Source organism: Paenibacillus sp. VTT E-133280 (assembly GCF_002264385.1).
Lineage (GTDB): Bacteria > Bacillota > Bacilli > Paenibacillales > Paenibacillaceae > Paenibacillus_AQ > Paenibacillus_AQ nitricinens.
Map to the genome: position 1 here is coordinate 1 of NZ_NFUX01000044.1, position 15,181 is coordinate 15,181.

Consider the following 15,181-nt stretch of genomic DNA (forward strand, 5'->3'; position numbering starts at 1 on the left):
GAGATTCATTGCAACACTTTTTTTCAAATAAATAAGTATTAAGCTATATATCCTCAAAACGATACCAGAACCTTTACCTTCTGATCAACAGTAGCCAAGGAGAACCGCCGCTAGACAGCTCCCCTGTGCTCATTGTTGTATAAATACTATTCGTTTGTACGGTTACGCATATGCGGGAACAGCAGTACATCACGAATAGATGCAGAATTGGTAAGCAACATGATCAAACGGTCTACACCGATTCCCAGTCCACCTGTAGGAGGCATACCATATTCCAAAGCACGGATGAAGTCATCGTCCATTTCATGAGCTTCGTCATTACCTTGCTCTTTCTCCTGGATTTGCGCTTCAAAGCGTTGACGCTGGTCGATCGGATCATTCAATTCACTAAAGGCATTCGCATGCTCACGACCCACAATAAACAATTCAAAACGGTCGGTGAAGCGTGGATCCTCATCGTTTTTCTTAGCGAGTGGTGAGATTTCAACCGGATGTCCCATTACAAAGGTAGGCTGAATCAGAGTTTCCTCTACAAATTGCTCGAAGAAGGCATTAAGGATATGACCGAAAGACATGTGCTTCTCGACAGGTACACGATGCTCTTTTGCCAGAGCCTGTGCCTCCTCATCTGTCATATGAACACTGAAATCAACACCGGTTACTTCTTTAACGGCATCAACCATAGTTACACGACGCCATCCTGGTGACAGATCTACTGGCTTACCTTGATAGTCGACCTGTTGAGTTCCTAATACCTCTTGGGCAATATGAGCGATCATATTCTCCGTAAGGTTCATGATGTCCTTGTAATCAGCATAAGCTTCATACAGCTCAATCATAGTAAACTCAGGATTGTGACGAGTCGAAATGCCTTCATTACGGTATACACGACCGATTTCGTATACTTTTTCCAGTCCACCAACAATAAGACGTTTCAAATGAAGCTCAATAGCAATACGCATATAAAGCTGCATTTCAAGCGTGTTGTGGTAAGTGATGAACGGACGCGCAGCAGCTCCACCGGCAATCGCATGAAGTGTAGGTGTTTCAACTTCAAGATAGCCAAGTGAATCCAAATAACGTCGCATCGATTGAATGATTCTTGAACGAGCAATAAAGGTCTGTTGAACTTCTGGATTAATAATCAAATCAACATAGCGCTGACGGTAGCGCAGCTCTACATCTTTAAGGCCATGATATTTCTCAGGAAGTGGCAACAAGGACTTGGACAAGACTTCGAGATTATGCACTTTAATGGAGGTCTCGCCTGTTTTGGTTTTGAATACTGTTCCGCGAACGCCAATGATATCTCCTAGATCGAGAACATTGAACGCTGCGTATTGCGTTTCAGGAATGCTGTCTTGACGAACATAAAGCTGAATTCTTCCACTGAGGTCTTGGATATGCGCAAAACTGGCTTTACCCATAACACGTTTTGCCATAATGCGACCCGCTATGCTGACTTCAACAGACAGCTCGTCCAATTCTTCTTTTGAAAGTCCATCATACTTCGATACTAGGTCGCCAGCGTTAGCTGTACGCTCATACTTTTTGCCGAAAGGATCGATGCCAAGTCCTCTTAGCTCGTCCAATTTGGCACGGCGGATTTGCAAAAGCTCACTTAGTTCGTTCTCTGCATTCTCCACATTATTCATTTCCTCGGTCATGCTATTCATCCCCTTGCAGATATAAATCCCTTATATTTTGAAAAAAAGCTTCCCTAAGGAAGCTTTCCCAAACAATGTTCCCTTATCTGCCTGTATACAACAAAACTACTTATACATTCGGCAGCACATCTATTTACAGACTATAAGATCTGTACACTACTTCATTCTGATATCGAGAATTTTATATTGAATAACGCCTGCAGGTGTATTAACGTCAACAATCGTGCCTATTTTCTTGCCGATGATGGCTTTGCCTACTGGACTTTCGTTGGAGATCTTATTATTCAGTGGATCGGACTCCGCTGTACCTACGATCGTGTATTCCATAGTGTCACCATACTCCAAATCTTCAACACTTACAGTAACACCGATACTTACCACATCAGTAACGATCTCGTCGCTATTAATGATGCGCGCGTTACGAAGCATCTTCTCCAAGGTGATAACGCGTCCTTCGATAAAAGCCTGCTCATTCTTCGCGTCTTCATACTCCGAGTTCTCACTGATATCTCCGTAGCCAATCGCTACCTTAATCCGTTCAGCAACCTCGCGGCGTTTCACAGATTTGAGGAATTCCAGCTCATCTTCCAGACGCTTTAGCCCGTCCGGCGTAAGGATGACTTCTTTATCGCTCATCTCAACCGATTCTCCTGTCGTATACATTTATTGAAAACACCATACTATATGCTAATCTAGGAGGATAAGAACCCTCCCTGCTGCATTGCACTTACTGTAACGGCGATTTTATACTGTGAAATTATATTGGAACCGCTACAAAATGTCAATGACACCACATATAAAGTGGGATGTGTTCAAAAAGCGTTAGGAAAATAACGTTTATATTGCGGAAGCAGACATTACATTACCCTTATTCTCTTCTTCATGCTGTAGTTGAACGACAAAATCATTTAAAATCTTCACCATTCCATCACGTTCTGTCTCTAACATGAGCACATCCTTCACTCGTGCAGCAGATTTCAGGCCTTTTAAATACCAAGCCATATGCTTACGCATCTCCCGAACGGCTACTGCTTCTCCCTTAAGTGCAACCAGCCGATCCATATGAAGAATGGCAACCTTAATCTTCTCATCCAATCCAGGTTCAGGCATCAGTTCCCCGGTGCTTAAATACTGAATCGTACGGAACAGCATCCATGGATTACCTAACGCACCACGCCCGATCATTACGCCATCACAACCGGTCTGATCCAGCATTGCCCGGGCATCTTCAGGTGTGTTGACATCACCATTGCCGATAACCGGAATAGAGACCGCTTCTTTTGCCATCTTGATATAATTCCAATCCGCACGCCCCGTGTAAAGCTGCTCCCGTGTTCGTCCATGTACACTGACAGCTTTGCCACCGGCACGCTCTACTGCACGCGCATTATCCTCGACAAAAATATGCTCGCTATCCCAGCCAATCCGCATTTTCACGGTTACGGGTTTATCGACAACATCGACAACCGCAGAGACCATTTCATAGATTTTGTCGGGATTCAAAAGCCAGCGGGCTCCCGCATCACATTTAGTTACTTTAGGCACTGGGCATCCCATATTGATATCGATAATATCAGCATTGGTTTCTTTATCAACCACTTTAGCTGCTTGCACCAGTGATTCTCTATCCCCGCCAAAAATCTGCAAACTAAGCGGTTTCTCCCGTTCATCTACAAACAACATTTCGCGAGTACGCGTATTCCCGTGAATAATAGCCTTGTCGCTCACCATTTCCGCACAGACTAAACCTGTACCAAACTCTTTAGCGATTAGACGAAAGGCCGGATTGCACACCCCAGCCATAGGTGCCAGAACAACTTGATTTTTCATCTCAATGTCGCCAATCTTCAGCATTCGTATCACTTCCACTATTCCTATTTGAATTGCTTAAAAATTATGAGTCAGGGTTAACCAATTCTTCGGTTGTAACCCCTAGTACATTCGCAATTTTATCTAAAATTTGATCTTCTAAACGCCTATTTCCCCTCTCGACTGCGCCAAGCACAGCCAAGGAAATTCCAGTGAGATCCGCAAGTTCTTGTTGAGTATAACCTTTTAGCTTGCGGAATGCCCTGACCCTCCGTCCCATACGCTTGTTGTCCACAATCGAATTCCTTCCTTCCCGTCTATGTCTTGAAGCGCTGCTGTAATCAACTTGCGGAGTCCGGAAGTCTGTTCATTCTGTGGAACGATATCACTGAGCGGAAGCATTACAAATGCACGCTCAAACATACGCGGATGCGGTAACGTTAAATGCGGAGTATCAAGTGTCTGGCCCTCTACCCACAATAAATCTAGATCTACCGTTCTCGGTCCATAGCGAATATCCCGGATACGACCCAGCTTCGTTTCGATCCCCAGCATTACTTCCAGCAAGGTCTCTGGCGCAAGCGTCGTGCGCAAAGCTGCTGCCATATTAAGAAACTGCGGCTGATCTAAATAACCTACCGGCTCTGTCTCGTAGACTTTGGAGCAGCGAACTACCGATATTTCATCATGATTATTCAGTCTGTTCAAAGCCTCTGACAGCGTGCCTTCACGGTCGCCCAAATTAGCCCCTAAAGCAATATAAGCCTCTGATTCTTCAGAGGTGGAATGTATATTCATGGACTTTGTTCTCACTTTCTAGTTCTGCGCAGCTCCACAGTCACTCCCTGAAAATGAATGTCGAATGGCGGATGCGGTTTAGTTACCTTTACCGTTACTGCATTGATAACAGTATAAGTGTCCAGTACGGAGGATGCAATATATTCTGCCAGAGCTTCAATTAACTTAAAGGACTTTATTTCGACAATGTTTTTGACCAGTTCATGCACTTCAGCATAGTTTACGGTTTGGTTCAAATCATCGTTCTGGCCCGCTCCCTGTAGATCGAGTTCCAGCTCCAAATCAATGTAAAAACGTTGGCCCAGCTTACGCTCTTCTTCAAACACACCATGATATCCGTAATATTCCATTCGATGCAGTGTCATTTTATCCATCTTTAAACCCGCCCTTTTTATAAAATATCTTTATTCACGCACCAATGGAGGTGCAGCATACAACATCGCATCACACATCTTGACTGTTCGTTTTATCAGAGACACATCATGCACTCGTACAATTTGGCAGCCCTGAGCAATACCAAAGGCTACTGTAGCTGCGGTACCTTCCACAACATCATCAGCGGGTAAATCAAGTACGGTACGGATGAATTTTTTGCGTGAAGTCGCCAGTAACAGTGGATAGCCAAACTCAGTCAATCCATCCAAAAGCATCATCGCCTGCAAATTTTCATTACAATCCTTCGCAAAGCCGATCCCTGGATCCAAGATGATATTGGCTGGCTTCACTCCTGCGGCTAAAGCAAGATCAATACTTTCCTTAAGGTCTGCCGACATATCCGCACTTAGATTCGTATAATCACGGTCCTGCCGGTTATGCATCAAAATAATGGGACAGTCTGCAGCAGCTGCCACTGCCGCCATTTCCGGATCAGCCTTACAGCCCCATATATCATTAATGATATGCGCACCAGCAGCAATAGCTTGGCGTGCCACTTCAGCTTTGTAGGTATCTATAGATAACGGGATATGCGGTGCCGCTCGATGAATACTCTCGATGACAGGCAATACACGAGCTAATTCCTCTTCAAGCCCCACTGGTTTATGACCAGGACGGGTAGATTCTCCACCAATATCTATAATATCAGCACCGTCTGCGGCCATTTGTAGCGCATGTTCTACTGCTTTGTCTGGATCATCCCAAAGTCCTCCATCTGAAAAAGAATCCGGGGTTACATTCAGGATACCCATAATCAGCGTTCGATTTCCCAATTCCAAATCAGTATTTCCACAGCGGTATGTCCGCTTGAATATGGCTGGTCTCATTTCGATATTCCCGTCCTTTCTCTATAGAATAAAATCAAATCCGAAGTCATTCTGCCGCAAAGGCCATCGCCTACGGTGAATTTTTTATCTTTTTCCCAAAGCGTTGCGACCGGGACAATTTCTTGTACGGAATTGGTAAGAAATACTTCATCGGCTGTTTTCAACTGTTCCCAATGATATGCGCCTTCTTCTACCCTGATTCCAGCACTACGAGCGAGCTCCATTACCATTTCCCGGGTAATTCCCGGAAGAATCCCAGTTGAGATATCTGGAGTGTGGAGAATATTATTTTTTATAAAAAAGATGTTGCTGACAATGCCCTCTGCTATGACCTCTTGTGCAGTCAACATCACTCCTTCAGCACCATTGGCCGCAGAGACATAACCTCTAAGCTCACGCTTGGCCAAAATATTATTCATATAATGCAGAGACTTGAATCGAACCGCTCCCTCCGGAGTGTTACGCCGTAAAGACAACAGTTGCAGATCTTTGCCTTCGCTATATATCTTTTCGGATACATTCGGCAGCGCTTTGATGTACAGCAAATGATTAGGTTCGCAATAATCGCCTGCGGGTAATCCGAGAATATCTTCACCAGCGGTCACTGTATAACGTATATAAGCTTCTTTTAATTCATTTTTATCCATTACACGCTGAATCCACTCCTGCAGCTGATCGACATCCTGCGCAAATGGAATGCCAAGCTCTTTGCACCCCTCTGCCATACGCTTCAAATGACGCTCCAGCAGAAAAGGCACTCCCCTATACGTACGAAAGGTCTCGAACAATCCTATGCCGTATAAAAAACCGTGATCCAGTGCGGAAACCACGGCTTGTCTTGCATCAATGACACCATTGTTAAATCCTATATATTTCATGCCGTTTCTCCGGCTCTCCGTTTCAAGAAATTACGCAGCATCGTATGACCATGATCCGTAATAATCGATTCCGGATGGAATTGCACACCTTCGATAGGGTAGTCTTTATGGCGCAGTGCCATAATCTCCCCTTCTTCGGTCTCCGCTGTAATCTCCAGACAATCCGGCAGACTCTCGCGCTCTACAATCAAAGAATGATATCTTGTTGCTGTAAAAGGAGACTCCAGACCTTCAAATACCGACGTGCCCTTATGATGAATCGGGGATGTCTTTCCATGCATCAAACGCTCTGCACGAATAACATTCCCACCAAATGCTTGGCCTATCGCCTGATGCCCTAGGCATACACCGAAGATCGGAATAATACCTTTGAAATGATGTAACAATTCCAAGCTGATCCCCGCTTCATTAGGTGTACATGGTCCTGGTGAAATTAAAATATGATCGGGAGCCATTTTTTCAATTTTTTCAATGGTAATTTCATCGTTGCGGTGTACTTTAACCTCTTCCCCAAGTTCACCTAAATACTGCACGAGGTTATACGTAAAGGAATCATAATTATCGATGACCAAGATCACAGTGTTTCTCCCCCTTCGGCGCCAATGGCAGTTAGCGATTCCTGCTGTAGTTCACTACAGCGTACTGCCTTCACTACCGCTTTGGCTTTATTATGGCATTCACGGTATTCACGGTATGGATCAGAGTCGATCACGATGCCCGCACCTGTCTGAATATATCCGACTCCATCCTTTACAGCCAGTGTTCTAATAATAATATTTAATTCCATATTTCCGTTATAGTCAATAAAGCCCATAGATCCTGTATACGGCCCACGCCGAACCGGCTCCAGCTCTTCAATGATTTCCATTGTTCTTACTTTGGGCGCACCTGTAATCGTTCCCCCTGGGAACAATGCTGCGATTACAGCATAAGCATCCTTATCCGGTGCGACCTGGCCCTCTACCTGTGAAACGAGATGCATCACATGAGAGTAGCGTTCCACCGTCATCAGCTCAGGCACGCTGACGGATCCATATGCCGCGACACGCCCGATGTCGTTGCGCTCCAGATCGACAAGCATGATATGCTCGGCGATCTCTTTTTCGCTCCCGCGAAGCTCCGCCTCCATGGCGGCATCCTCCGCGGGAGTCAGGCCCCGGCGCCGGGTGCCGGCGATTGGCCGGGCGCTCACTTTGTCCCCGTGCAGCTTGACGAGCAGCTCCGGTGAAGCGCTGGACAGCGCGAAGCCGGGCGACCGTAAGAGCCCCATGTACGGGGACGGATTGAGCCCTCGCAGCCATTCGTAAACATCCTCCGGCGAGGACTTCAGCTGCGCCTCCTGGCGCAGCGAGAGGTTCACCTGAAATACATCGCCTTGACGGATATATTCCTGAACGTCCAGCACGGCCTGCTGGAACTTCTCAGGCGAGAAGGCCGAGGTCATACCGGGCCACTCTCCTGAGGAATCTGTGAGGGCCTCCATGCTACTTTTGATCTCTTCGTTCAATCCCGAAGCAGTGGATACCAACTGCCACTGCTCTACCATTCGCCCAGCCTGTTCTATAGCACCGAGATAAAGGTTCTGCAAATCCTCCATCCCACATTCTGCTGGAACCGGGACGTGAACAGCACAATAAAGCACATGCTCTTCGTGATCATAAATCCATACCTCATCCATCCTCATAAAGAGATAATCAGGAAAACCGGGATCATCTTGTGCAAGAGACGGTAAACGCTCCAATGAACGAACCACATCGTACCCTAGAAATCCAATACATCCACCGGTAAAAGGGGGAATACCCTTAACGTTTAGACTTGGCGAGGTGAAGCCTGACATCCATTGCTGTAGCAGTTCTAGCGGCTGACCTAGCAGCGTTCTAGTCTCATGTGAACCCTCATCGGCTGTATGACCCAATGATTCGGGAAAAAGGCTAAACACCTCAGCACCTTCTCCCTTGCCCTCTAATATTGATACAGGATTTAACCCTAAGTACGTATAGCGGCCACCCTTGCCACTCTCCAACACTACGGAGTATTCAGAAGCTAGTTCCCAGGCCTTCTTCCAGGATGCGGGCAATTCCCCCGAGCACTTGGGTGATTTTATAATCAAGGGGAACATGCTCCAGTCTTCAGCTGCCCATTGTTCCCACTCATGCCATGTCGTTATGATTTCCAAAGCCATCCTCCTAAAAGTTTTATGGAGCAATTACATCATAGACATCACTACGCAATAAAACTCACTTCGTAAGCATTCGCTTAGTTTTGTCTAGCAACTACTTATTATTAATCATCAGTAGTATATTGCCTGTCAGTATACTGTACTTAAGGCATTATTGAAAAGCCCCCAGCTATAGGAAATTATTATGGCTTTAACTCTTCAGTAATACCACGTCTAGATCGTCATATATCCACAGAACCTTTTGCCCATTTAATCAACGAAAAGAGTCTCCATCACCACCAGAAAAGTGGTATGAAGACTCTTATAGATTACGTTATTGCAAACAATTACGCTTCGAAATTATAAAGTGGTGTGCTCAGGTAACGTTCACCATTACTTGGGATGATGACAACTACCTTCTTGCCAGGACCGAGGTCTTTAGCAACCTTAAGTGCCGCAAATACTGCTGCACCGGAAGAAATCCCAGACAAGACGCCTTCTTCTTTAGCTACACGGCGTGCAGTTTCAAATGCTTCATCGTTCTCAACATGAATGATCTCATCATAAATGTCCTGGTTCAGGATTTCAGGAATGAAGTTTGCTCCGATACCCTGAATTTTGTGAGGGCCTGGTTTGCCTCCTGCCAAGATTGGAGAAGCAGCAGGTTCCACAGCATAGATCTTCACGTCAGGATATTTACTCTTCAGCACTTCACCTGCACCCGTGATCGTTCCACCTGTTCCGATACCTGCAATAAAAGCATCCAGTGGGCCACCGATGGACTCAATAGCTTCAACGATTTCAGGTCCAGTAGTCTCACGGTGGATCTTCACATTCGCTTTATTCTTGAACTGCTCCGATGGGAAATAGCTTGGGTTTTCTTTCAGAATTTCTTCTGCTTTCTTAACCGCACCATTCATGCCTTCCGATCCTGGAGTCAGAACCAATTCTGCTCCGTATGCACGAAGTAGATTACGGCGTTCCAAGCTCATGGTTTCCGGCATTACGATAACTGCCTTATAACCCTTAGCCGCAGCCACAAGTGCCAAGCCAATCCCAGTGTTACCACTAGTTGCTTCTACAATTGTACCTCCAGGTTTCAGCAGACCTTCACGTTCAGCTTCTTCAACGATGCTGATTGCGATACGGTCTTTTACGCTTGATCCTGGATTCTGATATTCTAATTTCAAATAAATATCTGCGGAGCCTTCCTGTGCCAGACGATTCAAACGAACGAGCGGAGTACCTCCGATCAATTCTGTTACGTTGTTAACGACTTTAGCCATGAGCAAAAACCTCCTTAGAATGATAAATGCGATATAAGAACGTAAATTGTGACTTTACTCTTCTGTATGTGTGTCCCTATTATGCAATAATAACTGCTATAAAGGGGTGTAGATATTAGACTACCGTTAGTTATTTCCGACTAAAACGGTAGGTTTTACATTAATATCATATTATCAATCTTGCAGGCTGTTGTCAATATTTATTGCCACATCATATTTCGTGCGCAAATCACTCTCCACTTGTTGTAAAGAGGGGGCTTGCTCCAAAGCCAGCTCTTGACGTACCAGCGCCCGAATTTCCTTTTGGTCCGGTATATTTTGTGTATGAATACTCTCTAGTCGAATGATAGCGAAGTCGTCCTCTGCCTGAATCGGCCCCGCTATATCACCTTCATCCAAACTAGCAGCGGTCTTAAGCAGTCCCTCCGGCCAAAAAGGGTCATCTTCCTCTACTTTGCCCAAACGTCCTCCTTGCTGCCGACTCTCTGCATCAATGGAAACTTCCCTGGCTAAATCAGCAAAATTCTCGCCCTGCTCCAAGCGATCCATTACTTGCTCGCCTTCATCATAAGATGCAACCTTAATCATGGAGAGTTCCAATTCCCTTTTGGGCGTGAAACGCTCCGTATTTTGGTCTAAATAAGTATCGATATCAGCTTCCTTAATCGTAATACCATCAGTAGCTATTGCTTGTAAGGTTAGACGATAAGCCGTTTCCGCGAACACTTCCTGACGAGATAACCCCAGCTGAGACTGCATTTGAGCATAATACTGTTCTTCCGATCCGTATCCAATCATAGTTCGTGCAAGTTCTTGTTCAACCTCATCGTCGGTCACGGTAATCCCCAGAGCCTTTGCTTCCATCTCCACAACAATATGATTAATCATTCCAACCAGCACTTCGTGCCCATGCTTTTTTTTGAGCTCATCCATCCACTGCTTATCTGTTATCGGTTGTCCGCCTGCAGTCGCTGCATCCGGTGTTTCGTTTTCTGTTGTATCTCCTTTTAGAAGAGCCATTGCACGTAAGCTCCAGAACAATAGACCCCCGAGCATTAAAGTTGCAACAGCCAGAATAACAACCGTATTGCGAAGTGCACGTTCCTGTCTCGTCATCATCCCATGCCCTACGATTTCGCTTGTTCTAAAATGACCTGTAATTCGTCCTTATTAAAAACATAAGCCTCGTTGCAAAAATGACATACAACTTCAGCCTGCTCATCTTCTGCAATTAATCTCTCCAGTTCATCTTGCCCTAAGCTAACCAATGTCTGCTCTACCCGCTCACGCGAACATTGACAAGCAAAGTTAATATCCAGTTCATCCATAACTATCGCATCCGGCAAAAGAATACGCAGCATTTCTTCTGGCTCTAGGCCCTGATCAAGAAGTGTTGTCACGGAAGGCATAGCCCCTAGAGCTTTTTCGATCTCCGTAATCTCCGCATCCGTCAGTCCTGGAAGAAGCTGCACGATAAACCCTCCGGCTACAATCACTGACTCATCGGTATCCACTAATACACCTAAGCCAACTGCAGCTGGGGTTTGTTCAGAAACAGCGAAATAATAAGTAAAATCTTCCGCAAGTTCTCCGGAGATGATAGGAATACTACCTCGATAAGGTTCTTTCAAGCCTAAATCCTTTATAATATCAATGAACCCTTCAGTGCCTACGGCTCCAGCAACATCCAATTTCCCCATACTATTGCTAGGTAAGTGAATGTGAGGATGATGTACATAACCGCACACTTCTCCCAACGCATTGGACTCCGCAACGATTTGCCCGATCGGTCCATCCCCTTTAACCATAATGCATAGCTTCTCTCTTCCTTTGAGCATAGCGCCCATCATGGCTGCAGCGGTAACTGTACGTCCAAGTGCGGCTGTAGCCGTTGGATACGTATCATGTCTGCGCCGCAATTCCTCGACCAATTCTGTTGTGCGGACAGCAAACGCTCTCACTTTACCATTCATAGCCGTTCCACGGATAAGTCGATCCTTCTTTTTTTCCATTGGGTGCATAGCCCTCCTATCTCATCGCCCTTTAGGCTTCTTTATCTTTATTGGTTACGGTCATAAATAATTCGTAATCCTTCTAGTGTTAACATAGGGTTTACTTCGTCGATACAATCCGTCTCCCCCGCAATTAGCGAAGCAAGCCCTCCAGTAGAAATAACCTTCAGTTCCGGAGCATTCATCTCGATTTTGATACGCTTTACAATCCCCTCCACTTGGCCTGCATACCCAAAAATAATACCAGCCTGCATAGCGTGAACTGTATTACGTCCGATAACCTTTTTAGGCTTCTCTAACTCAATTCGCGGCAGCTTCGATGCTCGCTGATATAAGGCCTCTGTAGAAATAACAAGACCCGGAACAATCGCTCCTCCGAGATAATTAGCTCCTGCATCGATACAGTCGAAGGTCGTAGCCGTACCAAAATCAACAACAACAAGCGGACATTTATATTGCTCAATCGCAGCAACTGCATTAACAATCCGGTCTGCGCCAATCTCACGCGGATTCTCATAACGAAGATTAAGTCCCGTTTTTATCCCTGGCCCCACGAGTAACGGTTCTTTACCTATATATTTTATACACATATCTACGATAGTCTTAACCAGAGGTGGAACTACCGAGGATATAATTACGCCTTCCACATCTTTGACAGAGATCCCTGACATCTGAAAAAGATTGTGTATCAGCACTCCATATTCATCCACGGTGGATTGGCGCGCAGTACTTAGCCGAAAATGATGCAACAATTCGCGCTTTCTGTATACACCGAGAACAATATTGGTATTACCGATATCTACAGCAAGCATCATGATGAGGACCCTTCCTTCTTGGCATTAAGGTCTAGACTAATATCCAGACTGGAGAAGGAGTACGTAAGGCGTCCTACAGAAATCACATCCACACCTGTTTCTGCGATCCCGCGAACCGTTTCTAACGATACATTGCCGGAGGCCTCTGTCTTGACATGTGGAGCTTTAGCTTTAATCCTGGCCACCGCTTGCTTCATGATCTCGTTAGACATATTATCAAGCATAATAATATCAGCACCTGCTGCCAGTGCCTCTTCTACTTGCTCTAAATTCTCAGTCTCCACTTCAATACTCATCGTATGTGGAATGTTCTTCCGAGCACGGCCTACCGCCTGCCTAATCCCACCTGCACCTTTGATATGATTATCCTTGATCATAACCGCATCATATAGACCAAAGCGATGGTTAAAGCCTCCACCAACACGAACTGCATATTTTTCCAGCATACGATGTCCTGGTGTAGTCTTACGTGTATCGACTAGACGAGTCGGTAATCCAGCGAGCACCTGTACGAAAGATGCGGTACGTGATGCAACACCCGAAAGGCGCTGCATCAAGTTCAGTGCAAGCCGTTCACCTGTAAGAATTGCGTGTGTGCTACCCTCCACCTCGATAATTACAGTCCCTTTTGTCACTGCTTGACCTTCTTCTACAAGGGCTGTAAAGCTAAGCGTAGGATCAACAATTTCAAAAACCAGCTCTGCAATCGGGATACCACAAATGACGCCATCTTCTTTAGCATGAATAATCCCTTTAGACTCATGGCCAACAGGTATCGTCATCTGTGTTGTTACATCCCCGGAGCCAACATCTTCCCGCAGCCAAGCCTTGATGGATTGTACTAGTTCTTCATTGTAACCATTAAACATCATCGCTTAATTCCTCCACTATTCCCAGATCGCGAATTTGAAGCAGGTGCTTGCGCCACTGATCATCACTTCGCTGCGGGTAATCCTCACGGTAATGTGCCCCGCGACTCTCTTCCCGTGCTAGAGCAGACTCTGTCACGAGCAAACAGCAGGTCAGCATATTAGCGAACTCGTATTCCTCGCGTTTAGTCAATACCGATCCAAAGATGGGTAGCTGCCGTTTCAATTCTTCTATTCCCTTAGACAAGGTCTCTTCATTACGTCGTAATCCAGCATATCGAACCATTACCTTTTGTAGCTTCAAACGGCGTTCCACAATAGCTTGCGTTGGCAAATCAACACGCCCTTCGTTACTACTAACTGATAAAACATCACGTCCAAGCGGGGATAATTTGCGAATCCGCTCAATAATACGATGCCCAAAAACAACTGCTTCCGATAATGAATTGCTTGCTAACCGATTAGCACCATGTACGCCTGTGGAAGAAACCTCCCCGCAAGCAAACAAGCGAGGTATCGTACTTTCCCCATTCAGATCGGTCTTAATGCCCCCCATCATATAATGCGCAGCTGGAGCTACTGGAATCCAATCACTTGTAATATCCAGTCCATAGCCCATACATGTCTCATGTATTGTAGGGAAACGATGCTTCACCATTTCCGGGGATTCATGCGTAATATCCAAATAGACAAACGTTGATTTTGTAAGCTCCATTTCACTTACAATAGCCCGAGCTACAATATCTCGTGGAGCTAGCTCAAGCAGCTCATGATAACGCTCCATGAACCGCTCTCCATTAATATTGCGCAATACTGCTCCTTCCCCTCGAACTGCTTCGGAGATTAAGAATCTAGGAGCTCCAGGATAACTTAATGCTGTAGGATGAAATTGAATAAATTCCATATCTCGTATATGAGCGCCGGCACGGTAAGCAATGGCTACCCCGTCGCCTGTAGCTACTTCAGGGTTAGTAGTGTATCTAAATAATTGTCCTGCACCACCAGAGCACAAAATAGTCGCATCCCCTTGCAGGAATAACCGTCCGCCGCCGGGACGCTGCAACAATGCGCCTACACATTCTCCACCTTCAGTGATGAGATCAATGACATAGTGATCATCCCACACCTCAATGTTCTCATGTTCAGCTACCTGTTCAGCCAAAGCACGAACAATCTCGTAACCTGTAGCATCTCCATTAGCATGCAAAATACGACGGTGGCTATGCGCTCCTTCCTGCGTCAAAGCCAGTACCCCATCTTCCTTATCAAAAAGAGTACCTAAACGAATTAGCTCATGAACTCTATCTGGTCCTTCATTAACAAGTGCATCGACAGCTGTGGATGAGCAAAGACCTGCTCCAGCCATTAATGTATCCTGCCGGTGATAAGCAGGGGAATCGTCCTCAGCTATTACAGCTGCGATCCCCCCCTGTGCATAGCGAGTATTACTCTCCATTACTGATTTCTTTGTGATCATAATGACACGCCGATCTTCACTAGCTTTAATAGCCGTGAACAATCCGGCAATCCCTGAACCGATAACAATACAATCTGTTTTTACTTTAGGAATATCCCGAAGATCAAAATCAACCAAATATTGTGGAATCATGACCGCGTTTCACCTGTT

General features: G+C 45.6%; 16 protein-coding genes. All 16 read right to left on the reverse strand.

Annotated features, from left to right (window positions below; translation table 11 throughout):
• Positions 1-146: 146 nt before the first annotated feature.
• The 16 genes from lysS to nadB all read right to left on the reverse strand — a co-directional run bounded on the left by lysS (position 147) and on the right by nadB (position 15,163).
• Positions 147-1,667: a lysine--tRNA ligase gene (gene lysS, locus CA600_RS18635; protein WP_179085871.1), complete on the reverse strand. Its 1,521-nt coding sequence runs from the start codon at positions 1,665-1,667 to the stop codon at positions 147-149.
• A 156-nt stretch (positions 1,668-1,823) separates the two neighbouring features.
• Positions 1,824-2,303 (reverse strand): transcription elongation factor GreA, encoded by a 480-nt coding sequence (gene greA, locus CA600_RS18640; RefSeq protein WP_042183910.1) that lies wholly within the window; start codon positions 2,301-2,303, stop codon positions 1,824-1,826.
• Positions 2,304-2,504: 201 nt separating this feature from the next.
• Complete coding sequence (gene dusB / locus CA600_RS18645; protein WP_094871973.1) at positions 2,505-3,521, reverse strand: tRNA dihydrouridine synthase DusB; 1,017 nt, start codon at positions 3,519-3,521, stop codon at positions 2,505-2,507.
• 40 nt (positions 3,522-3,561) lie between these two features.
• The gene (locus CA600_RS18650; RefSeq protein ID WP_076286863.1) at positions 3,562-3,771 is read right to left on the reverse strand and encodes a helix-turn-helix domain-containing protein; all 210 of its coding nucleotides are present in this window, start codon (positions 3,769-3,771) and stop codon (positions 3,562-3,564) included.
• A complete protein-coding gene (gene folK / locus CA600_RS18655) occupies positions 3,723-4,274 on the reverse strand; it encodes a 2-amino-4-hydroxy-6-hydroxymethyldihydropteridine diphosphokinase (RefSeq protein ID WP_094871974.1) in 552 nt (183 codons plus the stop codon). Before folK ends, CA600_RS18650 begins: the two co-directional genes overlap by 49 nt.
• An 11-nt stretch (positions 4,275-4,285) precedes the next feature.
• A complete protein-coding gene (gene folB / locus CA600_RS18660) occupies positions 4,286-4,648 on the reverse strand; it encodes a dihydroneopterin aldolase (protein ID WP_042183904.1) in 363 nt (120 codons plus the stop codon).
• Between the two features lie 30 nt (positions 4,649-4,678).
• Positions 4,679-5,536 (reverse strand): dihydropteroate synthase, encoded by an 858-nt coding sequence (gene folP / locus CA600_RS18665; protein WP_094871976.1) that lies wholly within the window; start codon positions 5,534-5,536, stop codon positions 4,679-4,681.
• The gene (locus CA600_RS18670; RefSeq protein ID WP_094871978.1) at positions 5,533-6,414 is read right to left on the reverse strand and encodes an aminotransferase class IV; all 882 of its coding nucleotides are present in this window, start codon (positions 6,412-6,414) and stop codon (positions 5,533-5,535) included. The genes folP and CA600_RS18670 overlap by 4 nt, the downstream gene beginning before the upstream one ends.
• Positions 6,411-6,992, reverse strand: coding sequence for an aminodeoxychorismate/anthranilate synthase component II (pabA, locus tag CA600_RS18675; RefSeq protein ID WP_094871979.1), 582 nt, complete (start codon positions 6,990-6,992; stop codon positions 6,411-6,413). The genes CA600_RS18670 and pabA overlap by 4 nt, the downstream gene beginning before the upstream one ends.
• Complete coding sequence (locus CA600_RS18680) at positions 6,989-8,533, reverse strand: anthranilate synthase component I family protein (protein ID WP_256989906.1); 1,545 nt, start codon at positions 8,531-8,533, stop codon at positions 6,989-6,991. The genes pabA and CA600_RS18680 overlap by 4 nt, the downstream gene beginning before the upstream one ends.
• 386 nt (positions 8,534-8,919) lie before the next feature.
• Positions 8,920-9,858, reverse strand: a complete 939-nt coding sequence (cysK, locus tag CA600_RS18685) for a cysteine synthase A (protein WP_042123166.1) — start codon at positions 9,856-9,858, stop codon at positions 8,920-8,922.
• A 174-nt stretch (positions 9,859-10,032) separates the two neighbouring features.
• On the reverse strand, positions 10,033-10,977 hold the full coding sequence (locus CA600_RS18690; RefSeq protein WP_094871982.1) for a peptidylprolyl isomerase: 945 nt from the start codon (positions 10,975-10,977) through the stop codon (positions 10,033-10,035).
• Positions 10,978-10,985: 8 nt separating this feature from the next.
• Positions 10,986-11,870, reverse strand: coding sequence for an Hsp33 family molecular chaperone HslO (gene hslO / locus CA600_RS18695; protein ID WP_094871984.1), 885 nt, complete (start codon positions 11,868-11,870; stop codon positions 10,986-10,988).
• A 47-nt stretch (positions 11,871-11,917) separates the two neighbouring features.
• Positions 11,918-12,685, reverse strand: coding sequence for a type III pantothenate kinase (locus CA600_RS18700; protein ID WP_094871986.1), 768 nt, complete (start codon positions 12,683-12,685; stop codon positions 11,918-11,920).
• Positions 12,682-13,557 carry a carboxylating nicotinate-nucleotide diphosphorylase gene (gene nadC / locus CA600_RS18705; RefSeq protein ID WP_094871987.1) on the reverse strand — a complete coding sequence of 292 codons (876 nt, stop codon included), beginning with the start codon at positions 13,555-13,557 and terminating at the stop codon, positions 12,682-12,684. The genes CA600_RS18700 and nadC overlap by 4 nt, the downstream gene beginning before the upstream one ends.
• Positions 13,547-15,163, reverse strand: a complete 1,617-nt coding sequence (nadB, locus tag CA600_RS18710; protein WP_094871989.1) for an L-aspartate oxidase — start codon at positions 15,161-15,163, stop codon at positions 13,547-13,549. Before nadB ends, nadC begins: the two co-directional genes overlap by 11 nt.
• Between the last annotated feature and the right edge of the window lie 18 nt (positions 15,164-15,181).